Below are 25087 nucleotides of genomic sequence, written 5' to 3' on the forward strand. Positions count from 1 at the left end.
GCAGGGTTGGAGTGTCGGCTGATAACGTCAAACTCGGCCATGATTTGAGCGAAGCGGTTGCGGCGCTCCTTATCAACTTGCCGATAAAAGCGGCGAGCTTCATCGTGACGATCTACGGTGATGTCATCGAACCGCGCGGGGGCGTCGTCTGGATCGGCAACCTCATCGAGACGTGCAAGAGCGTCGGGATTACCGAGACACTGGTGCGGACCGCAGTGTCGCGATTGGTTGCGGCGAGTCAGCTTGTGGGCGAGCGCGAAGGGCGCCGCAGCTTCTATCGGCTGACCGACGCCGCTCAAGCTGAATTCGTCGAGGCTGCCAGCCTGTTCTATGGGCCGCAGCCCGCGGTTCGATGGCAGTTCGTCCTCATCAACGGACCTGCGCCGGAAGAGATTATGCAGGGCCTTGAGCGGGAGGGGTTTGCGAGGTTGAACCCGCGCCTGGCAGTGGGAACGCATCCCGCACCGCCCCTGCCGAGCAACGTCGTCGTCTTCGACGCGCAGCTGGCGACCGAGAACGGCGCATTGCGGGAATTTGCCGAAGAGGCCTGGAACCTGCCGCGTTTCGCAGAGGCCTATCGCGAATTCATTGCCCGGTTCGGTTCATTTTTCAAACGCGTCGGAAATTGTGCCGCGCTATCGCCGTTCGATTGCCTGATTGCGCGGCTGTTGCTCGTGCATCAATATCGCCTGATCATGCTGCGTGAGCCGCATCTTCCCAAGTCTGCGCTGCCGGATAATTGGCCGGGCGAGGAGGCACGGCGGCTGTTCGCCGATCTCTATCTGCTTTTGTCGAAAAAAGCCGATGCTTATGTTGGCCGCCATTTCATCAATGAGGCAGGCAAGCTTCAAGAGACCACGCCGGCGAGCCAAAATCGGCACGAACGTCTCAAGTCCCTCTGAAGGGTCAATCCTCTCAGTAACATAGCGAAGCAGTTGCCTCGCTGCACTCTTTGATAGTCTAAAATGTCACAAAAAATTTGGAAAATTCATTTGTACTGTGACATATCTCATGTTAATACAGTGACCGATCGGTCGGTTAATGCATTTGCCGCGGGATCGCTGTTTCGTGGAGGAGAACGAGAAACAGGCTTATACTGGCGGTGCCGTAACGCGGCGGCCTTGCTGATGCGCTTCGAGACAACCCCGGGCCTGCGATCATTCTCGAGCGCGTCGGACGCGCGAAGACGGAGGAAAGATCAATGTATGCACAGATGGTGAAAACCGACGACGCCCGCATCCGCTCCCTCGACGAGATGGATCCCCAGGAGCGCGCCTTTCAGGAGCGCGTCGATGCCGGCCAGAAGATCGAGCCGAAGGAATGGATGCCGGAAGGCTACCGCAAGACGCTGATCCGCCAGATCAGCCAGCATGCTCATTCCGAAATCGTCGGTCAGCTGCCTGAGGGTAACTGGATTACCCGCGCTCCGACGCTGGAACGCAAGGCAATTCTGCTTGCCAAGGTGCAGGACGAAGCTGGCCACGGCCTCTACCTCTATTGTGCCGCCGAGACGCTCGGTATCAGCCGCGACGAGATGTACGAGCAGCTGCATTCTGGCAAGGCGAAATATTCCTCGATCTTCAACTATCCGACGCTGACCTGGGCCGATATCGGCGCGATCGGCTGGCTGGTCGATGGCGCTGCCATCATGAACCAGGTTCCGCTGCAACGCTGTTCCTACGGCCCCTATTCCCGAGCCATGATCCGCATTTGCAAGGAGGAAAGCTTTCACCAGCGTCAGGGCTTCGATATCCTGATGAAAATGGTGAAGGGCACGCAGGCCCAGAAGGCCATGGTGCAGGATGCTTTGAACCGCTGGTGGTGGCCGTCGCTGATGATGTTCGGCCCTTCGGACGATGCCTCCGTGCATTCGGCCCAATCGATGGCCTGGAAGATCAAGCAGAATTCCAATGATGAGCTGCGGCAAAAATTCGTCGACCAGACCGTGCCGCAGGCGGAGTACCTCGGCCTGACCGTCCCCGATCCCGATCTGAAGTGGAACGAGGAGAAGGGTGGCTACGATTTCGGCGAACCGGACTGGGAGGAATTCTTCAACGTAATCGCCGGCAACGGCCCCTGCAATGCGGAGCGGCTGAATGCCCGCAAGCAGGCTTGGGAGGATGGCGCCTGGTTCCGCGACGGTCTGACGGCGCATGCCGAAAAGGTGGCCGAGCGCCGCGCTGCCGCAAAGATTGCCGCCGAATAAGGCGGCTCGAAAATCAGGGAGTGAGAAACATGTCCAGCGAATGGCCGCTTTGGGAGGTCTTCATCCGAGGTCAGCACGGCCTCAACCATCGTCATGTCGGCAGCCTGCATGCACCCGATGCCGAGATGGCGATCAACAATGCGCGCGATGTCTATACCCGCCGCAACGAAGGGGTCAGCATCTGGGTGGTGCGGTCTTCCGAGATCACTGCAAGCGCCCCTTCTGAAAAAGGGCCACTCTTCGATCCCTCCAACTCGAAGGTCTATCGTCACCCGACCTTCTTCGACATTCCGGATGAAGTGGGGCACATGTGATGGCGACCGCTACCCTTGAGCCGGCCGTCGATCAGGCCGCTCTCGTCGAATTCCTCCTGCGCATCGGCGACAACACGCTGATCTTAGGCCACCGCGTTTCCGAATGGTGCGGCCGAGGACCGGCGCTGGAAGAGGATATCGCGCTCGCCAACACGGCGCTCGATCTCATTGGCCAGACGCAGCTCTGGCTCGCACTGGCGGGCGAGGTGGAAGGCAAGGGCCGTTCGGCCGACGATCTCGCCTATCTGCGCGATGGCTACGAGTTCCGCAATATATTGCTCGTCGAGCGCCCTAACGGCGATTTCGGCAAGACGCTGATGCGGCAATTTCTCTTCGACGCCTGGCACTATCTGCTGCTGAAAGCGTTGAAAGGCTCGGCCGACCGGCGCATCGCTGAGATCGCCGAGAAGGCCTTCAAGGAAGTCTCCTATCATCTCGATCGCAGCCGTGACCTGATCATCCGGCTTGGCGACGGCACGGCCGAAAGCCATCGCCGGATGCAGGAGGCCTTGGACGAACTCTGGCCCTTCACCGGTGAAATGTTCGTCGGCGATGCTTCCGATACGGCACTGGCGGAGGCCGGCGTGATCCCGGAACCGCAAAGCCTCAAGGCGGGCTGGGACGAGATCGTCTCCGATACACTTACCGAAGCGACGCTGAAACGCCCGGCAGATGGCTACATGCACAAGGGCGGCCGGCGCGGCGTTCACACCGAGCATCTCGGCTATCTCCTGGCCGAGATGCAGTTCCTGCAGCGCGCCTATCCGGGCGCGACTTGGTAGGAGGCTGACATGGTGACCGCGCTGCATCCCTCGGTCGACGAGGTCTGGCACTGGCTGTCGGAAGTGCCGGACCCGGAAATCCCGGTGATCTCGCTGACCGATCTCGGCATCATCCGCGATGTCGGCTGGCACGAGGATACGCTTGTGGTGACGGTGACGCCAACCTATTCGGGCTGTCCCGCCACGACGGTCATCAATCTCGATATCGAGCGGGCGCTTGCCGAAAAAGGCCTCGACCATGTGCGCCTTGAGCGCCGGCTGTCGCCTGCCTGGACGACGGATTGGATCAGCGCGGAAGGCCGCGAGAAGTTGCGCGCCTACGGAATCGCCCCGCCGATCGATGGCACCGCTGCCGATGGCGTGCTGATGAAACGCATTGACCGGCTTGCAGGCCGATCCAACCTCGTTGTCGCTTGCCCGCACTGCGGATCGACGGACACGGAAAAGATCAGCCAGTTCGGCTCGACGCCCTGCAAGGCAAGCTATCGCTGCACCGAGTGTCTGGAACCTTTTGATTACTTCAAGTGCATTTGACCCCTAAACGACGAGGCCCGCATCCATGGCACGTTTCCATCCGCTGACCGTCACCGATGTGCGCCGCGAGACGCGCGATGCGGTCGTCGTCACGCTTGCGCCATCCGAGGAGGACCGGGCCATCTTCGATTTCACGCAGGGCCAGTATCTGACCTTCCGCCGCAAGTTCGATGATGAGGAGCTGCGCCGCTCCTATTCGATCTGCGCCGGCAAGGATGAAGGCGTATTGAAAGTCGGCATCAAGCGCGTGGACGGCGGCTGTTTCTCGACCTGGATCAACGAAAAACTGAAAGCGGGCGACACGCTGGAAGCCATGCCGCCGATGGGAGCCTTCTTCACGGCGATCGAGCCGGACGCGGCAAAACACTATCTCGGCTTTGCCGGCGGCAGCGGCATCACACCGGTTCTCTCGATCATCAAGACCGTGCTGGCGCGCGAGCCACGCTCGGTCTTCACGCTGGTCTATGCCAACAGGCAGATCAGCTCGATCATGTTCCGCGAAGAGCTCGATGATCTGAAGAACCTCTATCTCGGCCGCCTATCGGTGCTGCACATTCTTGAAAGCGAAGCGCAGGAAATCGATCTTTTTACGGGGAGGATCGATGCGGAAAAATGCAAGGCGCTCTTCAAGAGCTGGATCGATATTAAGTCGGTTGCGACAGCCTTTATCTGCGGTCCCGAGCCGATGATGCTGGCAATTGCCGCGGCGCTGCGCGAGCACGGCATGCGCGACGACCAGATTAAATTCGAACTTTTCGCCTCCGCGCAGCCCGGCCGCGCGCGGCGCAAAGTGGAACAGGCCGCCGGCGCGGACCAGGACGCGGCGTGCGAGGCGACGGTCACGCTCGACGGCGCGACGCGAACGTTCAAATTTCCCAAGCATGGCCAATGCCTGCTCGATGCCGCGCTCGAAAATGCGATGGACGTGCCTTACGCATGTAAAGCCGGCGTTTGCTCCACCTGCCGCGCCAAGATTCTCGAAGGCGAGGTGGAGATGGAGGTCAACCATGCGCTCGAAGATTACGAGGTGCGCCAGGGCTATGTGCTGACCTGCCAGTGCTACCCGCTCACCGACCGCATCGCCGTCAGCTACGACCAATAGGATCGCATCGAAGGGAGGAATGAGATGTCCGAGACGATGCCGATCGAGCAATATCTGCAAGAGGGTGGGATGCTCTCCTGGCCGGACAATGTGCCTCCTCGCTATCGCGGCGAGCTCTTGCGTCTAATGGCGAGCTTTGTCGATAGCGAACTGGCCGGTTCCGCCGGCTTTGCCGATATCATCAACGATGCCCCAGGCATTCAGGAGCGCATTTCCGCAGCACGCATCGTGCTGGAAAAGACCGATCATGCCGGTCAGGTCCTGAAGATCATGGAGACTTTCGGCGTTGATGGCGAGCGCTATGCCATCCACCATCCATGGGCGGTGCGGCTCGCCCGCGACGCCGATATAGGTGCTGTGAGGCACGGCGGCGATATGCGGCTTGCCGTATTCCACTACCCGCTCGAAGGCTGGGTGGATGCTGTCGTCATGAATGTGCTCATGGGTGCTGCCAGTGTCGTGCAGTTGAAGGAGCTGGCGCGCGTCTCCTACCAGCCGCTGGCAGAAACTTTCCGTGCCATTCTGCCGCGCGAAAAGCGGCACGCTGAACTCGGCGCCGCCGGTCTTGCCCGCATCGTCGCCGATGATGAGGGGCGGGCAAAGGCGCGACCTTCGATGGCCTACTGGTACCCTCGTGTTGCCGCGAGCTTTGGTCATGCCGGCTCGACCCGCTTCGAGACATTGTCGCGCTTCGGCCTGCGTCATCAGCCCAACGAGACCCTGCTGGCCGAATGGCGAGCCGATGTCGATGCGCAGCTCTCTGCGCTCGGATTGGCTTAGCCACGCCCGGAAAGCAAACGGCGATTTGCCTTTCAGGATTGCCGGAAAAGATGAAGGAAGGAAAAACGGATGAACATCATGGCAAAACAGCCGCGCCGGCTTGAAAGCTATGTCGGGGGCAACTGGGTTGCAGGCGCCAAGGAAGGCGTGCCGCTGCTTGATGCGTCGACCGGCGCACCCGTCGCGTTCATCGATTCCTCCGGTATCGATTTCAAGCAGACATTAGCCCATGGCCGCGACAAGGGCGGACCGGCACTGCGGCGCATGTCTTTCCATGAGCGCGCCGCAATGCTGAAGGCGCTTGGGCAGGCGCTGCTCGAGAGGAAAGAAGAGTTCTACGCGCTCTCTACGGCGACGGGTGCCACGCGTGCGGACAGCTGGGTCGATATCGAAGGCGGCATCGGAACTCTGCTGTCCTATGCCTCCAAAGGTCGGCGCGAGCTGCCGAATGCACGCGTGCTGCTCGATGGCGATGCGGAGCAGCTCTCCAAGGATCAAAGCTTTTCCGCCCAGCATATCCTAAGCCCGCTGCAGGGTGTTGCCGTTCACATCAATGCCTTCAACTTCCCCTGCTGGGGCATGCTGGAAAAAATCGCGCCGACTTTGCTTGCCGGCGTTCCCGCCATCGTGAAACCGGCGAGCCAGACAGCCTATCTCTCCGAGCTGATGGTTCGCCGTATCATTGAAACAGGCCTGCTGCCGGAAGGTGCGCTGCAGCTTGTTTGTGGCTCGGTTGGCGATCTCCTCGATCATGTCGAAGGCCAGGATGTGGTGACTTTTACCGGCTCTGCTGCAACCGGCCAGCGCCTGAAGATGCACAGGGCGATTATCGAGAACTCCGTGCGTTTCACCATGGAGGCCGATAGCCTCAATGCGGCCGTTCTCGGCCTCGATGCTGCTCCTGGCACGGAGGAGTTCGATCTCTTCGTCAAGGAAGTCACCCGTGAGATGACGGTCAAGGCCGGGCAGAAGTGCACGGCCATCCGCCGCGTCATTGTGCCCCGTTCCTATAGCGAAGCGCTGATTACCGCGTTGAACGACCGCCTCGGCAAGATGGCAATCGGCAATCCGGCCGATGAGACTGTTCGTATGGGGCCGCTTGCAAGCCTCGACCAGCGTGAGGAAGTCCGCGCTCGCATTCGGGATCTCGCCACCGAGGCCGAGATCGTCGGCGGCGATCCCGACAATCCGCGCGTCACGTCCGGCGATGCCAGCGCCGGCGCCTTCCTCAATCCGGTTCTGCTTTATTGTGACAGGCCGGGCTCGGCGCGTGCCGTTCACGATGTCGAGGCCTTTGGCCCCGTTAGCACCGTCATGCCCTATGATACGGCGGAAGAGGCGGTCGATCTGGCACGGCGCGGCAAGGGCAGCCTCGTTGCCTCCGTCTTCACCAACGATCCGCATTTTGCCGAGGAAGCGGTTCTCGGTCTGGCACCGTTCCACGGCCGCGTGATGATCGGCAACCGCTTGAGCGCCAAGAGCTCCACCGGTCATGGTTCACCGCTGCCGGGCCTCGTTCACGGCGGTCCCGGGCGTGCCGGCGGTGGCGAGGAGCTCGGCGGTATCCGTGGCGTGAAGCATTACATGCAGCGCACTGCCGTGCAGGGCACGCCGCGTCTGCTCTCGGCCGTGACGGGACGTTGGATGGATGGGGCGGATGTGCGCACCGGCAGCGAGCATCCGTTCCGCAAATCGCTTGCCGAGCTAAAGGTCGGCGATCAGCTCGTCACCGCCACGCGCACCGTCACGCTCGACGATATCGAGCATTTTGCGAGTTTCACCGGCGACACATTCTATGCCCATATGGACGAGGAGGCGGCCAAGGCCAATCCGTTCTTCGAGGGCCGGGTGGCGCATGGTTATCTCATCGTCTCGTTCGCGGCAGGCCTTTTCGTCGATCCGGCTCCAGGCCCGGTTCTCGCAAATTATGGGGTCGACAATCTCCGCTTCCTGACACCGGTCAATCCGGGTGATACGCTCCAGGTGCAGTTGACCTGCAAGGAGATCAATCCCCGCATCAATGCCGAGCACGGCGAGGTGCGCTGGGATTGCAAGGTGACCAACCAGCTGGATGCCGTCGTCGCGCAATATGACGTTCTGACGATGGTGGCGAAAACGAGAGAGTGAATGCATGACGACGATTGAGCAAGACCCGCATCGCCTGGAAATGACCGTGCTGATGACGCCCGATATGGCGAATTTCAGCGGCAAGGTGCATGGCGGCGCCCTTCTGAACCTGCTCGATCGCGTTGCCTTCTCCTGTGCGTCGCGCTATTCCAAGCAATATGCCGTAACGCTGTCGGTCGATCAGGTGCTGTTCAAGGAGCCGATCAATGTTGGCGAACTCGTCACCTTCCGGGCCTCTATCAATGATACCGGCCGTACCTCCATGGAAGTCGGCATAAGGGTGGAAGCGGAGAATATCCGTTCCGGCCAGCGCCGCCACACCAACTCCTGTTATTTCACCATGGTTGCCGTTGACGAGGCCGGTCGACCGGTCCGCGTGCCTGAGCTTGTTCCGGTCACGCCGACAGATATCCGCCGTCACAAGGCAGCCCAGCTTCGCCGCACCTTGCGTCGCGAATTCGCGCAGCGGCTGGAAGCCGTAGCCGAAACCGGTCGCGACGTGGAAGGTTTGGGAGCAGACTGAATGGCGCAAATCTATTCCTATGATGGCTTGATCCCGGTCATCGATCCCTTAGCCTTCGTGCATCCGGCCGCAACCGTCATCGGCGACGTTATCATCGGCCCGGCCTGTTATGTTGGGCCGGGCGCCGTGCTGCGCGGCGATTTCGGGCGCATCGTGCTCGAGCGCGGCTCGAACGTGCAGGAGACCTGCGTCGTCCATAGCTTCCCGAATCTGGAAGTTGTGATCGGGGAGGCGGGGCATATTGGTCATGGCGCTGTGCTGCATGGCTGCCGCATCGGCGCCAATGCCATGGTCGGCATGAATGCCGTCATCATGGATGAAGCCGTTATCGGCGAGAACGCGATCGTCGCTGCCATGGCCTTCGTCAAGGCCGGTGCCGAAATTCCGGCTAACAGCCTAGCTCTGGGATCGCCGGCCCGAGTGGTGCGTGAGCTTACGGCAGATGAGATTGCGTGGAAGCGCCAGGGTACCGCCATCTATCAGCGCCTCGCACTGGAGGCAAAGGAGAAGCTGGCGGCCGTCGAGCCGCTCACCGCGCCCGAGCCTGATCGCCGTCGCATCCGCGCGCCGGAATATGATCCTCTCATTCTCGAACGGATGAAGCTCGGCGATTGAGGCGCGATATCAACGGACGGCCTTGACCCCTTCAAGGATGAGGGTGGTGGCGATATCGGCATATTCGTCGCGGGTGATCGGGCCGTTGGGACGGAACCACATATAGACCCAGTTCATCATGCCGAAGAGCGACATGGTGACCGGCATCAGCAATGGCTTGTTCTTGTTGAGATCAGGGTTGAGGTCCTGGATCACATTGGAGAAGCGCTTGACGATGCGTCGCTCGATCGTCCTGATCTCCGACAGCTGTTCCGGCGAGAGCGCATGCGTGCCGTTAAGCTGAACCTGATGTTCGTTGTCCGCGCCTTCGTAATTTTTCAATACGGCTTTCACGAGCAGGCGCAGCCGTTCCTGCGGCGTTACATCGGTGCGATCGGCTGCTTCGATCGCGCTTTCCAGCTCTGTCAGATGCGTCTGCACGATATCGAAGATCAGCGCATCTCTGCCGGGATAGTAATGATAGAGCAGGGCCTTCGAGACGTTGCTGTGCGAGGCGATCATCGACATGGAGGCCTTCTCCATGCCGACCTCGGCAAAGACCGCCGCAGCGCTTGCCAGGATGCCGCGCTGCTTTTCCTCGAAATCAACTGCGCGCGTGCGTGCCATGTGATCCTGCTCTGCTCATTGCCGGTTGACCTTATCCATGCCTAATGGTCGATGCTTCCTATACACGATCAAATCCTTGTCGGGCTATCCGCTACGACACCAATCATTCTTTCGGGCGGTTGTCGACCACACGCTTTGCCTTGCCCTCCGAGCGGACAACGCCGCCCGGCGGATGCACGGCGATCTTCGTCGAGACACCGACCACGCTCTTGATGTGATGGGTGAGTTCCTTTGCCGAAACGCCGCGCGCGATTTCGTCCGCCGCCTCCAGCGTGCATTCGACATGAACGGTCATGTTGTCCATGCGGCCGGAGCGCGTCAGCTCGATCTGGAAGTGCGGCGAAAGCCCGCGGCATTTGAGGATCTGCTCCTCGATCTGTGTCGGGAAGACATTGACCCCACGCAGGATCATCATGTCGTCGGAGCGCCCCGTCACCTTTTCCATGCGGCGCATCGAGCGTGCCGTGCCGGGCAGCAGCCGCGTCAGGTCGCGCGTGCGGTAGCGGATGATTGGCAACCCTTCTTTGGTCAGCGTCGTAAACACCAGCTCGCCGAGTTCGCCATCTGGCAAGATCGCGCCGGTGACGGGATCGATGATCTCCGGATAAAAATGGTCTTCCCAGATGTGCAGCCCGTCCTTGCTCTCGACGCATTCGCTTGCAACGCCCGGACCTATGACCTCAGACAGGCCATAGATGTCGACGGCATGCATGTCGAAGGCGTGTTCGATTTCCTCGCGCATGGCGTTGGTCCATGGCTCTGCGCCGAAGATGCCGACGACAAGCGAACTTTCTCGGGGGTCGATGCCCTGGCGGCGGAATTCATCGAGGATGGACAGCATGTAGGAGGGGGTAACCATGATGATGCGCGGCTTGAAATCCTGGATCAGCGTCACCTGCCGTTCCGTCATGCCGCCGGAGACAGGGACGACCGTGCAGCCGAGCTTTTCCGCGCCGTAATGTGCACCAAGGCCACCGGTGAACAGGCCGTAGCCGTAGGCGACATGCACCAGATCGCCGGCCCGGCCGCCAGCGGCCCGGATCGAACGCGCAACGACGCTCGCCCAGGTATCGACGTCCTTGGCGGTATAGCCGACGACGGTCGGTTTACCTGTTGTGCCGGAGGAAGCATGGAGCCGGGCAAGCTTTTCGCGCGGCACCGCGAACATGCCGAAAGGATAGGTGTCGCGAAGATCCTTCTTGGTGGTGAAGGGGAATTTGGCGAGATCGGACAAGGCCCTCAGATCGGAGGGATGCACGCCGGCTTCATCGAAGCGTTTGTTATAGAAGGGCGAATTCTCATAGGCATGGGTGAGCGACCACTTCATGCGCTCAAGCTGCAGCGCGGAAATCTCGTCGCGCGAGGCTATCTCGATCGCTTCCAGCTCGCTGGCTCGCGGGGAAAGGTTTTCCATGAATGTCTCCTCCAGAAATGCTTGTCCTCTTGTCTCTTCCCCATTCCGGCCGGAACACCGCTGCGCATTTTTCCGGGTAATGCTGGGCGCTGCTGGCATGAACCCTATTCCGGCAGTAGCGTGCCCTTGACCGTTCGCGAGTGGCCGCGGAATTCCGCAATCTGCTCGCCCTGCTGATTGGTGATCGCAATGTCGTAAATTCCGCCGCGGCCGCGGCGCGACACCTCCCGCGCCGTCGCCGTCAGCAGGTCGCCCCTGAAGGCCGGCGCGATATAGGTCACCGAACAGTGCTGGGCGACGGTGCGCTGGTTGTAGCTGTTGCAAGCGAAGGCGAATGCAGAGTCGGCAAGCGTGAATATGTAGCCGCCATGACAGGTGCCGTGACCATTCGTCATCGCTTCGGTGATCGCCATCGAGAGCGTAGCCTCACCCGGTGCTACTGCAAGCAACTCCATTCCGAGATGGCGGCTGGCATTGTCTTCGTCGCACATGGCTTTTGCGCATGCTTCTGCAAGCGCCTCTGGGGAAAGCGTGTCGGCCATGCTCATTTGCCCTTGAACTCCGGCTTGCGCTTTTCGAGGAAAGCCGTGACGCCCTCGGCATAGTCGGCGCTGCGGCCTGCTTCGCGCTGAAGGTCGCGTTCAAGATCGAGCTGTTCGTCGAGCGAATTTGCCGCTGCCGCCTGAATGGCGCGCTTCGTCAGGCCGAGGCCTTTTGTTGGGCCGGCGGCGAGCCTGATGGCAAGCGCCTTTGCCTCATCCATCAGCGTTTCATCGTCTACCACGCGCCAGATCAGGCCCCAACTGGCCGCCGTTTCCGCATCCAGAGGCTCAGCCGTCAGCGCCAGCGCCTTGGCGCGGGCTTCGCCGATCAGCCGCGGCAGGTTCCAGGTGCCGCCGGAATCCGGCACGAGGCCGATTTTCGCGAAGGCCTGGATGAAGCGGGCGGAACGGGCTGCGATCGTGATATCGCAGGCGAATGCGATATTGGCGCCGGCGCCGGCGGCAACGCCATTGACCGCGCAGATTACTGGCTTTTCCAGACTGCGAATGAGGCGCAGCAGGGGATTGTAAAAAGTCTCGATCGTATGGCCGAGATCCGGAGTGCCTTTGCGCGGATCGCGATCGCCGAGATCCTGGCCGGCCGAAAAGCCACGACCGGCTCCCGTCAGGAGAACCGCGCGAACATCCGCATCCTGATGTGCACGCTCGAAGCCGGCGCGCAGCGCGAGATGCATTTCCTCGTTGAAGGAGTTGAGTTTGTCGGGTCGATTGAGCGTGAGGCTCAAGACGCCATCGGCAAGCGCCGACAGAATGGTGTCGGATTCGGACATGTTTCCTCCCTGCCGCCCTTTCGATGGCGACGCAAAACTCTTGCATAAACCGACCGGTCAGTCAATTATAAATGCAATGATTGACATGAGGACCATGACCGTCAACGTTCACGCATGAAGGTGCGATGGCCCTCATCGTCCTATTCTTGATCCGGATGAAATTAGCGAAGGACTTGTGCAGCCGGAGCGCTTCGTGAGGCTGCATTTCTTCGGGCCTGCCTATGTCACGAAGCTTCTGAAGATTGTGCCGGCCGGGAAAACGGTCACGGAAGTCCTGGCGATCGGCTTAACACTGGCGCGGCTGCCCGATGTATTATGGGCAAACCCGCGGCCTTGCCGAAATCGTTGCGCTTGAAAGTCGTTAGCGCGCCGAATGTCCGCAAGCCCTGCATGCCGACGGGAGAGGTCGCGGGAGCGGTGGAGCCTCTGCCTTGCTCCGCACCCCTCGATTCTAAAGGGTACTCGCGGTCACGCAATCTGGCGGAATCGATATATTGAAGCCTGGCTCCAAGGTGCTTTGTTAAGGCAAAATTTGGAGACGCTGATGCTACAGATACTGACCCGACGAGACCGCAATGCGGCGTCCTCGTATTTCACTCAGATGTTCCGCGCCCGCGCGCTCGTCTTCCGTGATCGAATGGGGTGGGATGTCAACGTTGAAGGTGGTTTGGAGATTGACCGCTTCGACGACGAGCACGACCCCATCTACCTGGCCGTGAAGGAAGAGGACGACGAGCTTACGGGTTCGCTGCGGCTGTTGCCGACAACGAGCGAGACGATGCTTTCGAGCGAGTTCCAGCATTTTTTCAACGAGGATCTCGATATCTGCAGCCCTTCGATCTGGGAGTGTACCCGGTTTTGCGTGCATCCTCCGCTCCAGGCCGGCCATCCGTCGTCGCAGACAGCCGCCGTCGAACTGCTGTCCGGTCTTTGCCGTCTGAGCTTGAAATCGGGCATCGAGCACATCATGGGCGTCTATGATGCATCGATGATCGGGGTTTACCGAAAGATCGGATGGTCGCCGACGCCGCTTGCGCGTTCGCGGCCGGAGATCGGCAACCTCTATGTCGGCCTTTGGGAGGTGAACGAGGAGTCCGATCAGCGGCTTGAGCAGCGGCTGAGGACGATGCGCGGCAAGGATGACAGGACCCCCACCTTGCAATTCGCATCTTCGTCGCCGGGCAACATTCAGTTCAGCTTTTGATGAGCTCGAGCGAAATTGCTTTCGCAATGGCCTGATTTGTGGTGCTGACATGAAGTTTGCGGCGGCCGGAGCTGAGATACAGGCGCACGGCGCTTTCGGAAATTCCAAGAATGGATGTGATCTGCTTCGGAAGCAGGCCGTGCGCCAGCAGTTCCAGGCACTCGGTTTCCCGCTTCGAAAGCTTGCGTCCAATGCTTTGCTCTCGCAGACCGGACACGATCAATGACTGCTCGTGCAGATAATAGGCGATCACCTGCAGATCGCCTATTATGCTGTTTCGCAATTGCTCCCAGTCGCCGCTCTTCAGATTTGAGGTAACTGTAAAAAGCGATCGCTCGCCGTGAGGCCCTCGAACGACCAGCGTCAAGCCGTAGCGCCCGACATCAAAGGCTTCGGCTTCGCGGAAAAAGGAGATGCTTTGCGGCGACTTCAGATCGAGGGTCGACCAGTCGAAGGGCAGAAATCCGTTGCGTCCGGCTTGAACAACGGGATCGATCGAGAAGTAATCGTGCGCTATATATGTGTCTACCCATTCCGGCGGGTAGGTCAGCAGGAGAAGCGGGTTTTGCTGCGACAGGGCGGCGATTTGCGTCACATGAAAGGCTGCGTTTGCCAGGCCGTATAAAGAACAGAACTTGAATAAGAACTGTCGCAATTCATCGATGTCATTTGCCTGAGCGATCTCAGACAAGCAATGAGATTGGCGTGATCCTGTCAACATAGTCTCACCATAGAAGCCGAAGTGAAAGCGGTGCTTGGGCCATGCGCAGCGCGACTGGGATGTCTTTCAAAGTTTGAAGGTCATCCTGGCGCTCCGGCCGCACTCTCAGCTATTCAGAAGCCAACTTTTCGCGGCATGATTGGGCTCTTAAAATTGTCGAAAACATAGTCGCTGCCAATCACATGAGGGTTGTGTTGATGCACCTTTGGATACACGCGGAGGGTACAGGTCCAAACCCCTCGCCATATGTCCATACGCGCCATATAACGTTTCGCTAAGCGCCCGCTGCTTCCCTCGCGACCGTGCCGACGCCGGCTGTCGCACGCGAAATCCGCATTCAGAAAGATGGTTGATTAGGCCGGGTAATCGAAACCTTCACGACGTCTGACGAACCCACATGGAGGGCGATCATGCCGGCTTTAAGGCCGGGCAGGGTGCAAGCTCCATAATATCAGGCTCGAAGAATGTCCTTCCCTTTACAAATGACCGACGGTCAGTCATATATGTGGGCTATCACTGTCAGGTTTTAAGGGGCATGCGAATGGTTGTCCGTATTGAGAATGTGGGAGGCGCAACACAGAGCGACGCCTGCTTCCGATTTGCCGCATCGAGGGGTATCCGGTCATGATCCGTCACGATCTCAGCCATTGGCCGCTCGTGCTTTCCGCCGCTCGCGGCGCGATGTCGCTCGATGAGCAGCTCGCCTTCTTTTCGGATTGGGACGCCTGGCTCGATCGCGGCGGATCCTTTTCGACATTGCGTGTCTTCACCGATGCCGAGGCGCTCAAGCGGCCTGAAGGCGGCGCAAAGGATGCAAAGGTCTGGCTTCAGGCCAATGGCGAGCGGATCAGGCAGTTCGTCATCGGCATGGCGACCGTCGTACCGTCGGAGGCTCTCGAAGAGATGAGCCGCATGGATGCCGAAAAGCTATTCGGAATTCCCGCGCAGATGTTCGATGACGTCAATGAGGCGGCGATGTGGCTTGCTTCCCTTTCGGCAGCGCAAGGAAGACCACTGGACGTTGGTGGGGCACTGCGAGGTCTGGCAGCTTTGCGCGGGCTGTCATGAGCGGGCAAATATCGATGTTGCCCGAGGGTGATGAGACTCATTGGCCGCTCGCGATACTGGTCGCGGAAACGCCGCTTGATGTCGACGGCATGCGCGCGGGCCTCGATATGATCGAGAGCTGGCTGAGACGCGAACAACCTTTTGCTCTCCTCCTAGTCGCGGCTTGCGGATGCGCGTTTCAAAGAGATGTGGCTGTGCTGCCCATGCTGGCGCAGCGGCTGGATCTTGTTCGCGAGGCGCTTTGCCGCTCCCTTCTCGGGGTCGCAGTTGTCGCCCCCGCATCCGCGCTCGATGACGCTCGGCGCAGTCTTGCTCGTCTTCCGCTCGATATGCCGTTAGAAGTCTTTGAAAAGGGCTCGCTTGCGGTAAGGTGGTTGTGCGCATCCGCTCTCTCGCCAGCGGGTATCATCATCGACAGCCTATGAACAGCGAGGAGAACCCGTGACCGTTACAGATCGTCCGCGTCCGCGCACCAAGCCGCCGGAAATTCGCCGTGAGGAATTGATGGATGCCGCGCAGAGACTGTTTCTGGAGAAGGGGTTTGCCGCGACCAGTGTTGCGGAGATCGTCGATGCCGCAGACGTCGCCAAGGGTACTTTCTACCTTTATTTTCAGACCAAGGACGATGTCCTTAAAGCTCTGCAAGCGCGGTTCGTCGAGCTCTTTTGCGAGAGGATCGATGCCGTCGCCAGAGTGTCCGCCTCTGACAGTTGGGTGCGGCGGCTCGACGTTTTGATGGAGGCCTGTGTTCTCGGCTATCTCGACGAGGTCGCGCTTCACGATCTGGTATTTCAACAGTTTCAGCCGACGAAGCGGGACATGAAACGTGCCAATCCTCTTGTTAGTCGCCTCACGTCCTTCCTTGTCGAAGGTCATGCTGCCGGCGCGTTCGCCTTCGTCGATGCCCGGCTCACGGCCGTCATGCTGTTCAATTCCATGCACAGTGCGGTGGATGACTGTCTGGCCGATGGATCGGATGTCGACCGGCGGAGGCTGGTGGCAGCCGTTACCGACTTCTGCCGACGCGCCGTCAGCCCCTAAGACGAAAGAAATGGCGGCGAGAGACGTTGGACGAATGGAAGCACCCCTTCGCGGAGGAAAAAGCAGTGCGCATGATGTCTGTCTCGGCAGGGCCAATTGCGCAAATGGTCGGTACGGTGGGTCTTCTCGCTGCCGCCCACATGGTGGCGTTTTGGAATGACCGCTACCGCACTTTTGCAGAGAGAAGTGTGGGCTGATGACGAAGGCGAACTGAAGCCGGGATCGCTTGATAGCCTGTGTTGCACAGCCAAGCACGACGCGCGGATGCGCCTGAATAAATGGGGAGGGCAATGATTTGGAATCTCGAAGTCATTGTGGCCATCATCGGCAGCCTCGGTGCTGCCGGTATTGTCCTGTGGCAATTGGCGGATCCCGACCGCCGCAGAAAGGAGACACGGGAGCGTAAGGATAACACCGACGCGATTGTGGAAGAGGTGCGGCAGACCCGAAACAAGGACGACTAGGATATCGCTCAGGCTTCCATCACAGTCTTTCAACCAAGCGAATGCGCGAAATTGCCTCACTGCATGTGGATATGATCCCCGCTAGAAATTGATGCGCTCCGGGCTTTTGGCGACAATGATCCTAGGGGCGGCGACATTGATCGCGCTATGGGGACTGTCGCGGCTTTCCAACAGGTCGGTGCTGCGCTGAAGCTATTTCGCATGGACATCCAGCCCAAAGCCGGTTGCCTCCTCGAGATACGCGACTTATTGAAACGGACAGCCGTGCGATTTCTCCAGGTGAGGCTTTGTAGAATGCCGTCTGTCACGCTTGCGCAAATGAAGGCCGTCGAAGCTTTGGCGCGCACGGGAAAGTTTTCCCGTGCAGCCGAGGATTTGGGCATCAGCCAGCCCTCAGTTTCGACGCAGATCCAGTCATTCGAGGAGCTGTGCCGCACGCGCGTCTTCATTCGGGATGGGCATAATGTCAGCGTCGCGCCATCGGCGGTCGATCTGATCGCCAAGATCCGGATCGCGCTGAAATGCCTGAACGAGGTCGACCGCGCAATCACCGACACCACGTCTTTGAACTCGGGCACGATCTCGATCGGCTTCAGTGCGCATCGCCTCATCATGCCGGTCCTAACGGCGTTCGTCCGCGAATATCCTTCGCTGCGCCTGACGACACGGGGCGGGCCTTCGCTCGATCTCGCCGGCGCCGTGCTGCGCGGCGAGATCGATGTCGCCGCCATCTCGCAGGTGGCGCCCGACAGCCGCTTTTCCTCCCTGCGCCTGCATGAATCGCGCGTGGCGATTTATGGCCGCAGAGGCGATCCGATGCTGGCCAAGGGCCGGCTGACGCTCGGCGATCTCGATGGCCGCGACATGGTGCTCTGGAACAAGGCGTCCGGCACTCGCACGCTGCTGGAGGATGCGGCGAACAAGCGGGGCATACGCCTGAAGCCGGTGCTTGAAGTCGCGACACTTGACGTTGCCTATGCTGCGGCGGCTGCCGGAATTGGGTTGGCGATCTCTATAGAAGGCGAGGTTCCGCCCGATGACCATATCGAGGTCGTGCCGTTGGTCGAGCCGGAGCTGGCCATCGGCCATTACCTCGTCACCCTGCCGGAATGCCGCGATCACGCGGCCATCCAGGCTTTTTTCGATGTTGCCAAGGAGCACGCGCGCGAAGTCGATGGCGGGATGCCTTCGAGTTGATTTTATACTATAGGCAAATCATATAATTTTTTATAATTTATAATTCTGTCATATCATTTTGCTAGTGTTTGCCCTATAGGCTGACGGTTAGGCTCGATGCCGGCCGAGGAAGGGTAACGATATGGTGAATGGATATGACCTTGCGGTTGTCGGTGCGGGTATTGTCGGCATCGGCGTGGCATTGGCGGCTGTGCGCCAGGGCAAGAAGGTCGTCGTCATCGAGCGCAATGCCAAGGCGGTCGGTGCCTCCATTCGCAATTTCGGCTTCGTGACCATTAGCGGGCAGAAGGCGGGTGCCCATTGGGAGCGCGCCATGCGGGCGCGTGACATCTGGGCCGAGATTGTCGACGAGGCGGGCATCGCGGTCATCCATCGCGGCCTGGTCATGCCGGCGCGTCGCTCGGAAGCCGCCGTGGTTGTCGACGCCTTTTTGAAGACACCGATGGGCGAGAAGTGCCGCCTGATGACGAAGGCCGAGGCTGGCGATCTCGTGCCGAGCCTGCGTTTGGATGGCGTCGAGACCATTCTTTATAGCCCGCATGAGCTGCGTGTCGAATCTTCGGAAGCGCTGCCGAAGCTCGCAGCCTGGCTCGAGGCTCGGCACAAGGTCGATTTTCGCTGGAACACAGCCGTCCGTGCCATCGAGGGAATGCGGATCGAGACCAGCCACGGCGCGATCGAGGCGGAAGCCGTCGTCGTCTGCCCCGGCGACGATTTCTCGACGCTTTTCCCGGATGTCATCGCCAAGCATAATCTCATGATCTGCACATTGCAGATGCTGCGGGTGGCACCCGCTCAGCCGAGCAGGTTCGGCGCGGCCGTCATGTCGGATATGAGCCTTGCCCGTTACGAAGGCTTTGCCCAGCTGCCGGAAGCGGAAGCACTTGGAAAGCGGCTCGATCGCGAAGAGACCGAAAGCCGCGCCGCCGGCATCCACCTGATCGCGGTCCAGTCGGCCGACGGTTCTCTCGTCGTCGGGGACAGCCATGTCTACGGCAATGCGCAGCAGCCATTCGCCAGCGAGCGCTTCGACCGGCTGATCCTCGATGAGTTCGATCGCGTATTCGATCTGCCGGGCCGCACCGTCGTCAACCGCTGGATCGGCACTTATGCCTCGTCGAAGGAGCGGACGGTGCTGGTCGAGCGCCCCGCCGATCATATCCGCCTCGTGATGGTGACGGGCGGAACCGGCGCCTCGACCGGCTTCGCCCTCGGTGAGCAGGTCATCGACGACCTCTACGCTTCGACATCTCGGTCTTGGGAGTGAAATCAGTGAGCCAATTGAAAGCCGTTGTATTCGACTGGGCTGGAACGGTCATCGACTTCGGATCCTTCGCCCCCATGGGCGTCTTCGTGGAAGTCTTCAGCCGCTTCGGCATCGAGGTCACCATCGCGGAAGCGCGTGAGCCGATGGGGCGGCCGAAATGGGATCATATCGACGCCATGCTGAAGCAGCCTCGCATCCGCGAGCTGTGGGCCACGCGTCATGGCAAGACACCGACGGCAGCCGATGTCGACGCGGTCTACGAGGTCTTCGTGCCGATGAACGAGGAGGTGGTGCATAAGTTCGCCAATCTCGTGCCGGGCACGACCGAAGTTGTCGGGACGCTGCGCCAGCGCGGGATGAAGATCGGTTCCACGACGGGTTACACACGCTCGATCATGGAGCGTGTCCTGCCGCTCGCGAAAGAGCAGGGCTATGAGGTCGACAATCTCGTCTGCGCCGGCGACCTGCCGCATGGCCGGCCGACGCCGATGAACATGTACAAGTGCTTCCTCGATCTCGATGTCTGGCCGGCGCATGCGGTGGTCAAGGTCGACGATACCGGTGTCGGCATCGATGAAGGCGTTGCGGCCGGCTGCTGGACGGTCGGCGTCGCACTGAGCGGCAATGAGGCGGGTCTCACTCCGCAAGAGATCGCCGCTATGGCGCCGGATGCGCTCGCCAAGGTTCGTGAGCGTGCAGCCGGCGTTCTGAAGGCACGGGGCGCGCATTATGTCATCGATACGGTTGCCGATCTGCTGCCTGTCATCGATGATATCGAACGTCGGCTGGCCGCCGGCGAACGACCGTAATTTGGTTGGTGTTCAGAGCTGGCAGGGCTCCGTTGCGGCAATCTCGTCCTTGGGCACGCTGTCGGTAACTTGTTCGTGCTTACTTTGGAGGCCCTGGCTTCGCGGTGTGGTTGATGATGGATATTCGCGTCTTCCCGCTTGCTCTGCTTTTGATCTCCCACGCAATTTGATAGGTATCGCTCCCGTCGATGCCCAGAATGGTAGGAAGGGAAGAGATGACTGATAGGCCTGAAAGCAATACTGTCGATTTATCGGTTGACGAAGGCTTTTTTGAACTTCTGACCGGCAGTTTTCAACGCATTGTCGGCTCTTCCTTGATTGGCGAGGGCGCGGGGCCGGATTGGCTCTATCGCGACGCGCCGTTTGTGGTCCTCGCCCATAATACGGATGCCGATCCGCGTTTCGTCTACGCCAACAAGGCTGCGCAGAATTGCTTCGAATACTCATGGGACGAGTTCATAACGCTGCCCTCGCGGCTTTCGGCCGAGCTTCCCAATCGGGCGGAGCGTCAGCAGTTGCTGGACGCGGTGACCCGTAACGGCTTCATCTCCGACTATCGCGGTCTGAGGATTGCGAAATCCGGACGACGTTTCTGGATCGATGCCGGTATCGTCTGGCAGCTCGTGGACCGAGATGGCAATTTGCGCGGGCAGGCTGCAACCTTTTCCAAATGGCAGGATGCATAGGCCGTAGGATAGAGACAGACGGTTCAAAAGCTAAGTTCGCTGCGTCAGGGCCGCAACAGTCGCGGAAGGTAGCGATCCGTCAGTGAAATCCAGAGCCGATCGCACTCTCGAATATGGTGATAAGGACCAGCACGTGTTCATCCCGCCAATCTTATGGTCATGAGCCGTGCAAAACCGGCATGGCTATCGTGCAGGCATGTGCATTTTATTTAGGCGGATAAATGCCTATCTCCGGCGCATCAGCAAAGGAGACCGTAAAAATGAGAGTATTTGAGAAGATCAAGCGCTTTAGCGAACAGCGCAGAGCCATACGCGAGCTTTCCGCCCTCGACGATCATGTCCTTCGTGATCTCGGCATTGCCCGCTCGCATATCCCCTACGCCGTCAGCGGCGCCCGCGGCAACTAAATCATCTTTTCGAGCGCATACCCCGAGGTATGCGCCGCCGCAAGAGACCTTTGGGCGCGCGCCGTCATCGCCTCTCTTTGACAAGCAATAGCCAGTAGAAGCCGCAGCTCGTGCCGTGATCCCTGGTGGCATCGAAGGCGATCGCCCGGCTTCCCGACCGGCACTTTCTCTTGACGCGGCATTGGCAATTCATGCCAGCCGCCAAGTCGGCAGACGATCCGGAACGCAACTGATTGCCAAGGTTTTTTCGCTATTATCGTCGCGGCTGCTATGGCGAAGTTTTCAGGCGGCTTTTTCGCAGCTGCCTTTCATGTTCTGTTTTGCGCAATATTCGAGTTCGATCTCGAGCAGCCTTATTGCCTTGGCCAGTGCATCCTCGGCCTCTGCGAATAGCTGTGGCTTATGCCCCATTCTCGCTTCGCCGTAGTTTCTGGCTCGCAGCAAAACGAGGTCAGCCAAAGCGATGCATTCCGGCGTTGGTCGGACAAGGTTCAGGCAATATCGCAAATTGATTGCGACCTCGAGAGCGAACTCGGTTGCCGAGAAATCCAATATCGCGCCTGGCGGCGCGGAGCGAGCTAGGAATATCCTCCAGTGTTGGGTCATCGCAGTACCCCTCTTTTCGGATCGATCGCGCGGGCATCGATATATTGAGTGCCAATTTTTGCAAGGGCACTATTGGGTTCCCAACCATGGCATTTTGCATTGGCAAGGCGTCGGCGTATCCGCAGTCATATCGACCAGAGGAAGTCGTTTTCAATAATGCAATCATGCAATTGGGCTTCGGTCCAGCTCCTTCCTGGACGTTAGTCTGACGATATCCCGGCGAAAGGTCTTGGTTTCGATTGCTGAAGTCCAAGCAGAGGTCTCTCCGTTTGATAAGACTTGACCCCTCGCGGTGTTGCGGCGATTTGATATGGGATCAGAGATATTTGCCAGTCGGCGATAAATGGCGGCGCTTTCAGGCCAGGGAGCGACGAACATTCGTCGCCGAAGCCAACCGGAGCCTCAGGAGGCCGTAGGTGTCATTGCGTCGAAAGCTCATTGCTGCTTTGCCATGCCTGTTGTTGACTATGGTCAGCACAGCACTCCCCTACACCATTAAAATTCACGGCGCTTCCGCGATATTTGCACAACAAATAGTGGAGGCAAAAGGGGGTAACGGCAATGGCGGTGGCAATGGTAACGGCGGCGGAAACGGCAATGGGGGAGGCAACGGGAACGGCGGTGGCAACAGCGGCAATGGAGGTGGGAACGGCAACAGCGGCAATGGGAATGGAAATGGAAACGGCAACAATGGCAACGGAAACGGTAATGCCAATGGCCGTTCATCCGCAACCAAGAGCGCTACCCAAAGCCAGGTCGATTCCGACCAATCCTCCGATGATGACGATGGATCGATTACCGTTCAACACAAGGATGGCATGAGCGAAAATATAAAGAGCGGGCGGTATGTGATGAAGGATTCAAAGGGCCGCACCATCGTCAACCGCAATGCGACGATCGCCGACGAGCAGCGGCTTAAAGCGTTCCTTCACTGACGGCGCCTTTCGAGTTCATCCCTGAACGCCATCGCAGCTTCCGTTCTGTTGCTCACTTCCAGCTTGGCGAAGATCTGGGTCATGTGATGCTTGATGGTCTTTTCATGCAGATCAAGCTTTAGCCCGATATGTTTGTTGCTCAATCCGGCGGAAGCCAGTTCAAGGACCTCCCGCTCGCGCTCCGTCAATGCGCTGAAGGGATTGATCTGGGCACCAGATCCGTTATCCGAGATCAGACGCGCCGATAGCGTCGGTGCGACATAGCTGTCACCCGCAGCAATGCTGCGAAGGATATCGGCGAGGGTCCGTGAGCCAACGCCTTTAAGAACATAGCCTTTCGCGCCGCTCTTGAGCGCCGCCATGACATCGTCGCTTGCCTCGGAGACTGTCAGCATCACGATCTTCTGATCGGGTATCTGCTCAAGGATGAGAGAGATGGCATCCAGCCCTCCACCCGGCATGGAAATGTCGAGCAGCAGGATATCCGGGCGGTGTTCCGCTGCTATGCGCAGCGCATCCTCCCTGCTGCTGCCCTCACCCACAATACTGAACCCATCCATTTCGGTCAGGCTCCGGATAACGCCCTCCCTGAAGAGAGGGTGGTCGTCTACGACCGCCAAACTGATTGTAGCTGTCATGCCTGCTCCATTTCCTCGATGTTCAGGGACATGCGAACGATGGTTCCCCGGTTCGACGACAAAAGTTGAAAAATACCGCCGAGACTTTCGACCCGGTCCCTGAGGCCGGCAAGGCCAAGCTTTTGCGGGCCGACCTCCTTCGGGTCAAATCCCGGCCCTTCATCGGCAACCTCGATCACGATCTGGCCGTCTTGGAATGTCTGCACGACCTTTTGCCCGATTCCGCCGGCGTGGCGATAACCGTTGTTCAAGGCTTCCTGCACAAAGCGATAGACACATATTTTTGCGGAGGTCGAAAGGTCTGTCGGCGTTGTCGCGACCATCAGCGCAACGGCGACGCCTGTGCGCTGTTCGTGGGCACGGATTGCCCGTTTCAAAAGATCGGTCAGATTGTCCGTCTCGATGTGCGGTAGCATCAGGCCGCTGCAGACGCTCCTGATTTCGGTCATGGCGTCGTCAAGGCTGGATTTGATGGTCTGCAGCGACGCCTCGCGCTCCTCTGGCGAGGTGGTGGAGCTGATGAGGGTCTGGCTGTCCAACCGCAAGGAGGCATAGGCGACCAATTGGGCGGGGCCGTCATGCAGGTCGGCGCCGATACGGCGCAAATAGCTCTCGTTTAGCGCGGCCGCACGCTGGGTCGCGCGTTGAACGCGGGCTCGCAACGCCTCATTCTGTTGAAGAAGCGTCGACAGTTCGCCGATGCGGCCGTTGAGCGCCTTGCGCTGATTGTCGATGGTGCGGCTGCCACGCAGGACGATGATCGACAGAAGAGCGAAGAATGTCAGAGTGAACAAGGCAACGACAAGCCAGCTCAGCAGGCGGGCCTGAGTGAGACTCCCTTCGAAATCGTTGGCAATCTCGTAAAATTCGGAAACGGCGACGACTTTGCCCGACCAGGGCTGTAGTACGGGATTGTAGATTTCCAGGAGCGGTTTGCCGCTATTGCGTTCGGCGACGCTTTCCACATCGTCGATCCGGTTGAATTTGGCGACCATCCGGCCGGAGAAAGCCGCCTTCAAGCTATCGGAAAGTGGAAATCGCTTTCCGGAAAGATCCTTGTTGTTGGAGTAGAGGATCGTCCCGTCATTACGCCATAATCGGAACGAAAACAGCCGTGTGCCAAGCGCGCCCTGGCCGAGCGTTTCGTCAAGAGCGCGGGTGACGGTATCGTCGAGAGCCTGGGTGGTTTGCATATCCGGCAGAAGCGGGGCGATAACGCTGTCGACATAGAGCGCCGTCGTCGCCGCAGAATTGCGCGTCACCGCATTCTCGATGAGGGCGGCAACGAAAGAGCCGACCACGAGCATCGCACAGAGCGCGACGAGGCCGCCGGCGAGCAGGAACTGTCTGGCCAAAGATTGGGAGTTCCAGCGTTCGATAAGACTTGCCAGAGATAGTTTGTATTTATGGTTTGCTCGCAGAACTGGCATAATCAGCACTGATCTCCCAACCCTGTATAGCTATCCCAGTGGGATGGAGTGTCAACTGTTACAACGTTGGCACCGGTCGCCTCGTCCCGTGAAGAGGGTATTGCTATCCGGCGCGCACAATCTAAGGGACCATCGGGCAGGATCAATCAGACAATGGTCCTAATGCTCAAAGCATAGGTCGGACCCATGTAGAAACCTGGGATTTCGGCAATATTCTAGTGCGCAGTGATTTGCTGGATACGGCCGCTGCTGCGAGTGGTGGACGCTTTATGAAGGAA

29 protein-coding genes are annotated in these 25087 nt (G+C 59.4%); 22 read left to right on the forward strand and 7 right to left on the reverse strand.

Translation table 11 applies throughout. The features are described 5' to 3' along the window. The first annotated feature begins 11 nt into the window (after positions 1 to 11). The 10 genes from paaX (at position 12) to FBZ97_RS10905 (ending at position 8983) form a co-directional block, all read left to right on the forward strand. Positions 12 to 902 (forward strand): phenylacetic acid degradation operon negative regulatory protein PaaX, encoded by an 891-nt coding sequence (gene paaX / locus FBZ97_RS10860; protein WP_113329429.1) that lies wholly within the window; start codon positions 12 to 14, stop codon positions 900 to 902. Between the two features lie 299 nt (positions 903 to 1201). Further along, a complete protein-coding gene (paaA, locus tag FBZ97_RS10865) occupies positions 1202 to 2206 on the forward strand; it encodes a 1,2-phenylacetyl-CoA epoxidase subunit PaaA (protein WP_145319317.1) in 1005 nt (334 codons plus the stop codon). A gap of 29 nt (positions 2207 to 2235) precedes the next feature. Further along, positions 2236 to 2520 (forward strand): 1,2-phenylacetyl-CoA epoxidase subunit PaaB, encoded by a 285-nt coding sequence (paaB, locus tag FBZ97_RS10870; protein WP_069061017.1) that lies wholly within the window; start codon positions 2236 to 2238, stop codon positions 2518 to 2520. After that, positions 2520 to 3302, forward strand: a complete 783-nt coding sequence (gene paaC / locus FBZ97_RS10875) for a 1,2-phenylacetyl-CoA epoxidase subunit PaaC (RefSeq protein ID WP_145319320.1) — start codon at positions 2520 to 2522, stop codon at positions 3300 to 3302. Before paaB ends, paaC begins: the two co-directional genes overlap by 1 nt. A gap of 9 nt (positions 3303 to 3311) precedes the next feature. Then, on the forward strand, positions 3312 to 3836 hold the full coding sequence (gene paaD / locus FBZ97_RS10880) for a 1,2-phenylacetyl-CoA epoxidase subunit PaaD (protein WP_162748759.1): 525 nt from the start codon (positions 3312 to 3314) through the stop codon (positions 3834 to 3836). A 25-nt stretch (positions 3837 to 3861) separates the two neighbouring features. After that, positions 3862 to 4938 (forward strand): 1,2-phenylacetyl-CoA epoxidase subunit PaaE, encoded by a 1077-nt coding sequence (gene paaE / locus FBZ97_RS10885; RefSeq protein WP_145319323.1) that lies wholly within the window; start codon positions 3862 to 3864, stop codon positions 4936 to 4938. A gap of 24 nt (positions 4939 to 4962) precedes the next feature. Next, positions 4963 to 5718: a Phenylacetic acid catabolic protein gene (locus FBZ97_RS10890; RefSeq protein WP_145319326.1), complete on the forward strand. Its 756-nt coding sequence runs from the start codon at positions 4963 to 4965 to the stop codon at positions 5716 to 5718. 69 nt (positions 5719 to 5787) lie between these two features. After that, positions 5788 to 7845: a phenylacetic acid degradation bifunctional protein PaaZ gene (paaZ, locus tag FBZ97_RS10895; protein WP_145319329.1), complete on the forward strand. Its 2058-nt coding sequence runs from the start codon at positions 5788 to 5790 to the stop codon at positions 7843 to 7845. Positions 7846 to 7849: 4 nt separating this feature from the next. Beyond that, a complete protein-coding gene (locus tag FBZ97_RS10900; protein ID WP_113329422.1) occupies positions 7850 to 8368 on the forward strand; it encodes an acyl-CoA thioesterase in 519 nt (172 codons plus the stop codon). After that, the gene (locus tag FBZ97_RS10905; protein ID WP_113389467.1) at positions 8369 to 8983 is read left to right on the forward strand and encodes a transferase hexapeptide repeat family protein; all 615 of its coding nucleotides are present in this window, start codon (positions 8369 to 8371) and stop codon (positions 8981 to 8983) included. It begins immediately after the preceding gene. Positions 8984 to 8992: 9 nt separating this feature from the next. On the opposite strand, the gene FBZ97_RS10910 is transcribed toward FBZ97_RS10905, so the two are convergent. The 4 genes from FBZ97_RS10910 to paaG all read right to left on the reverse strand — a co-directional run bounded on the left by FBZ97_RS10910 (position 8993) and on the right by paaG (position 12336). Next, positions 8993 to 9589 carry a TetR/AcrR family transcriptional regulator gene (locus tag FBZ97_RS10910; RefSeq protein ID WP_145319332.1) on the reverse strand — a complete coding sequence of 199 codons (597 nt, stop codon included), beginning with the start codon at positions 9587 to 9589 and terminating at the stop codon, positions 8993 to 8995. Positions 9590 to 9692: 103 nt separating this feature from the next. Continuing rightward, positions 9693 to 11003, reverse strand: coding sequence for a phenylacetate--CoA ligase PaaK (gene paaK / locus FBZ97_RS10915; protein WP_113350789.1), 1311 nt, complete (start codon positions 11001 to 11003; stop codon positions 9693 to 9695). Between the two features lie 104 nt (positions 11004 to 11107). Then, positions 11108 to 11551, reverse strand: a complete 444-nt coding sequence (gene paaI / locus FBZ97_RS10920; RefSeq protein ID WP_145319335.1) for a hydroxyphenylacetyl-CoA thioesterase PaaI — start codon at positions 11549 to 11551, stop codon at positions 11108 to 11110. Then, entirely contained in the window at positions 11548 to 12336 is a 789-nt protein-coding gene (gene paaG / locus FBZ97_RS10925; protein WP_145319338.1) for a 2-(1,2-epoxy-1,2-dihydrophenyl)acetyl-CoA isomerase PaaG, read from the reverse strand. The genes paaI and paaG overlap by 4 nt, the downstream gene beginning before the upstream one ends. Positions 12337 to 12478: 142 nt before the next feature. Here paaG and FBZ97_RS10930 point away from each other — a divergent pair, with 142 nt between their 5' ends. Beyond that, positions 12479 to 12691: a 3-hydroxyacyl-CoA dehydrogenase NAD-binding domain-containing protein gene (locus FBZ97_RS10930; RefSeq protein WP_145320033.1), complete on the forward strand. Its 213-nt coding sequence runs from the start codon at positions 12479 to 12481 to the stop codon at positions 12689 to 12691. 189 nt (positions 12692 to 12880) lie between these two features. Then, on the forward strand, positions 12881 to 13540 hold the full coding sequence (locus FBZ97_RS10935) for an acyl-homoserine-lactone synthase (protein ID WP_113329415.1): 660 nt from the start codon (positions 12881 to 12883) through the stop codon (positions 13538 to 13540). On the opposite strand, the gene FBZ97_RS10940 is transcribed toward FBZ97_RS10935, so the two are convergent. Then, positions 13530 to 14261, reverse strand: coding sequence for a LuxR family transcriptional regulator (locus FBZ97_RS10940; protein ID WP_113329414.1), 732 nt, complete (start codon positions 14259 to 14261; stop codon positions 13530 to 13532). The genes FBZ97_RS10935 and FBZ97_RS10940 overlap by 11 nt on opposite strands. 624 nt (positions 14262 to 14885) lie before the next feature. Here FBZ97_RS10940 and FBZ97_RS10945 point away from each other — a divergent pair. The 10 genes from FBZ97_RS10945 to FBZ97_RS34375 all read left to right on the forward strand — a co-directional run bounded on the left by FBZ97_RS10945 (position 14886) and on the right by FBZ97_RS34375 (position 22741). Next, positions 14886 to 15329: a hypothetical protein gene (locus tag FBZ97_RS10945; RefSeq protein WP_145319341.1), complete on the forward strand. Its 444-nt coding sequence runs from the start codon at positions 14886 to 14888 to the stop codon at positions 15327 to 15329. After that, positions 15326 to 15754, forward strand: a complete 429-nt coding sequence (locus tag FBZ97_RS10950) for a hypothetical protein (protein WP_145319344.1) — start codon at positions 15326 to 15328, stop codon at positions 15752 to 15754. The genes FBZ97_RS10945 and FBZ97_RS10950 overlap by 4 nt, the downstream gene beginning before the upstream one ends. 16 nt (positions 15755 to 15770) lie before the next feature. Next, entirely contained in the window at positions 15771 to 16370 is a 600-nt protein-coding gene (locus FBZ97_RS10955) for a TetR/AcrR family transcriptional regulator (RefSeq protein ID WP_246661733.1), read from the forward strand. A 290-nt stretch (positions 16371 to 16660) separates the two neighbouring features. Then, a complete protein-coding gene (locus tag FBZ97_RS34370) occupies positions 16661 to 16834 on the forward strand; it encodes a hypothetical protein (RefSeq protein WP_156090752.1) in 174 nt (57 codons plus the stop codon). A gap of 294 nt (positions 16835 to 17128) precedes the next feature. Continuing rightward, positions 17129 to 18031: a LysR family transcriptional regulator gene (locus FBZ97_RS10960; RefSeq protein WP_186449480.1), complete on the forward strand. Its 903-nt coding sequence runs from the start codon at positions 17129 to 17131 to the stop codon at positions 18029 to 18031. Positions 18032 to 18152: 121 nt separating this feature from the next. After that, the gene (locus FBZ97_RS10965; RefSeq protein ID WP_145319350.1) at positions 18153 to 19298 is read left to right on the forward strand and encodes a TIGR03364 family FAD-dependent oxidoreductase; all 1146 of its coding nucleotides are present in this window, start codon (positions 18153 to 18155) and stop codon (positions 19296 to 19298) included. A gap of 5 nt (positions 19299 to 19303) precedes the next feature. Continuing rightward, on the forward strand, positions 19304 to 20107 hold the full coding sequence (gene phnX / locus FBZ97_RS10970; RefSeq protein ID WP_145319353.1) for a phosphonoacetaldehyde hydrolase: 804 nt from the start codon (positions 19304 to 19306) through the stop codon (positions 20105 to 20107). Between the two features lie 215 nt (positions 20108 to 20322). After that, positions 20323 to 20793 (forward strand): MEKHLA domain-containing protein, encoded by a 471-nt coding sequence (locus FBZ97_RS10975; protein WP_145319356.1) that lies wholly within the window; start codon positions 20323 to 20325, stop codon positions 20791 to 20793. Positions 20794 to 21053: 260 nt separating this feature from the next. Beyond that, positions 21054 to 21200 carry a DUF1127 domain-containing protein gene (locus tag FBZ97_RS10980; protein WP_083258017.1) on the forward strand — a complete coding sequence of 49 codons (147 nt, stop codon included), beginning with the start codon at positions 21054 to 21056 and terminating at the stop codon, positions 21198 to 21200. A 1022-nt stretch (positions 21201 to 22222) separates the two neighbouring features. Continuing rightward, positions 22223 to 22741, forward strand: coding sequence for a hypothetical protein (locus FBZ97_RS34375; RefSeq protein WP_156090753.1), 519 nt, complete (start codon positions 22223 to 22225; stop codon positions 22739 to 22741). Here FBZ97_RS34375 and FBZ97_RS10995 read toward each other — a convergent pair. Both FBZ97_RS10995 and FBZ97_RS11000 read right to left on the reverse strand, forming a co-directional pair. Further along, positions 22735 to 23379 carry a response regulator transcription factor gene (locus FBZ97_RS10995; RefSeq protein WP_145319362.1) on the reverse strand — a complete coding sequence of 215 codons (645 nt, stop codon included), beginning with the start codon at positions 23377 to 23379 and terminating at the stop codon, positions 22735 to 22737. The genes FBZ97_RS34375 and FBZ97_RS10995 overlap by 7 nt on opposite strands. Beyond that, positions 23376 to 24809 carry a sensor histidine kinase gene (locus FBZ97_RS11000; RefSeq protein ID WP_145319365.1) on the reverse strand — a complete coding sequence of 478 codons (1434 nt, stop codon included), beginning with the start codon at positions 24807 to 24809 and terminating at the stop codon, positions 23376 to 23378. The genes FBZ97_RS10995 and FBZ97_RS11000 overlap by 4 nt, the downstream gene beginning before the upstream one ends. Positions 24810 to 25087 lie beyond the last annotated feature (278 nt).

This window comes from Rhizobium sp. ERR 942 (genome assembly GCF_007828395.1).
Lineage (GTDB): Bacteria > Pseudomonadota > Alphaproteobacteria > Rhizobiales > Rhizobiaceae > Rhizobium > Rhizobium dioscoreae.

What these genes read in the sequence shown, in the direction of transcription:
- paaA (WP_145319317.1), top strand. Translation starts at nt 1,202, where the DNA reads ATGTATGCACAGATGGTGAAAACCGACGACGCCCGCATCCGCTCCCTC.
- paaB (WP_069061017.1), top strand. Translation starts at nt 2,236, where the DNA reads ATGTCCAGCGAATGGCCGCTTTGGGAGGTCTTCATCCGAGGTCAGCAC.
- paaC (WP_145319320.1), top strand. Translation starts at nt 2,520, where the DNA reads ATGGCGACCGCTACCCTTGAGCCGGCCGTCGATCAGGCCGCTCTCGTC.
- paaD (WP_162748759.1), top strand. Translation starts at nt 3,312, where the DNA reads ATGGTGACCGCGCTGCATCCCTCGGTCGACGAGGTCTGGCACTGGCTG.
- paaE (WP_145319323.1), top strand. Translation starts at nt 3,862, where the DNA reads ATGGCACGTTTCCATCCGCTGACCGTCACCGATGTGCGCCGCGAGACG.
- FBZ97_RS10890 (WP_145319326.1), top strand. Translation starts at nt 4,963, where the DNA reads ATGTCCGAGACGATGCCGATCGAGCAATATCTGCAAGAGGGTGGGATG.
- paaZ (WP_145319329.1), top strand. Translation starts at nt 5,788, where the DNA reads ATGAACATCATGGCAAAACAGCCGCGCCGGCTTGAAAGCTATGTCGGG.
- FBZ97_RS10900 (WP_113329422.1), top strand. Translation starts at nt 7,850, where the DNA reads ATGACGACGATTGAGCAAGACCCGCATCGCCTGGAAATGACCGTGCTG.
- FBZ97_RS10905 (WP_113389467.1), top strand. Translation starts at nt 8,369, where the DNA reads ATGGCGCAAATCTATTCCTATGATGGCTTGATCCCGGTCATCGATCCC.
- FBZ97_RS10910 (WP_145319332.1), bottom strand. Translation starts at nt 9,589, where the DNA reads ATGGCACGCACGCGCGCAGTTGATTTCGAGGAAAAGCAGCGCGGCATC.
- paaK (WP_113350789.1), bottom strand. Translation starts at nt 11,003, where the DNA reads ATGGAAAACCTTTCCCCGCGAGCCAGCGAGCTGGAAGCGATCGAGATA.
- paaI (WP_145319335.1), bottom strand. Translation starts at nt 11,551, where the DNA reads ATGAGCATGGCCGACACGCTTTCCCCAGAGGCGCTTGCAGAAGCATGC.
- paaG (WP_145319338.1), bottom strand. Translation starts at nt 12,336, where the DNA reads ATGTCCGAATCCGACACCATTCTGTCGGCGCTTGCCGATGGCGTCTTG.
- FBZ97_RS10935 (WP_113329415.1), top strand. Translation starts at nt 12,881, where the DNA reads ATGCTACAGATACTGACCCGACGAGACCGCAATGCGGCGTCCTCGTAT.
- FBZ97_RS10940 (WP_113329414.1), bottom strand. Translation starts at nt 14,261, where the DNA reads ATGTTGACAGGATCACGCCAATCTCATTGCTTGTCTGAGATCGCTCAG.
- FBZ97_RS10945 (WP_145319341.1), top strand. Translation starts at nt 14,886, where the DNA reads ATGATCCGTCACGATCTCAGCCATTGGCCGCTCGTGCTTTCCGCCGCT.
- FBZ97_RS10950 (WP_145319344.1), top strand. Translation starts at nt 15,326, where the DNA reads ATGAGCGGGCAAATATCGATGTTGCCCGAGGGTGATGAGACTCATTGG.
- FBZ97_RS34370 (WP_156090752.1), top strand. Translation starts at nt 16,661, where the DNA reads ATGATTTGGAATCTCGAAGTCATTGTGGCCATCATCGGCAGCCTCGGT.
- FBZ97_RS10960 (WP_186449480.1), top strand. Translation starts at nt 17,129, where the DNA reads ATGCCGTCTGTCACGCTTGCGCAAATGAAGGCCGTCGAAGCTTTGGCG.
- FBZ97_RS10965 (WP_145319350.1), top strand. Translation starts at nt 18,153, where the DNA reads ATGGTGAATGGATATGACCTTGCGGTTGTCGGTGCGGGTATTGTCGGC.
- FBZ97_RS10975 (WP_145319356.1), top strand. Translation starts at nt 20,323, where the DNA reads ATGACTGATAGGCCTGAAAGCAATACTGTCGATTTATCGGTTGACGAA.
- FBZ97_RS10980 (WP_083258017.1), top strand. Translation starts at nt 21,054, where the DNA reads ATGAGAGTATTTGAGAAGATCAAGCGCTTTAGCGAACAGCGCAGAGCC.
- FBZ97_RS10995 (WP_145319362.1), bottom strand. Translation starts at nt 23,379, where the DNA reads ATGACAGCTACAATCAGTTTGGCGGTCGTAGACGACCACCCTCTCTTC.
- FBZ97_RS11000 (WP_145319365.1), bottom strand. Translation starts at nt 24,809, where the DNA reads ATGCCAGTTCTGCGAGCAAACCATAAATACAAACTATCTCTGGCAAGT.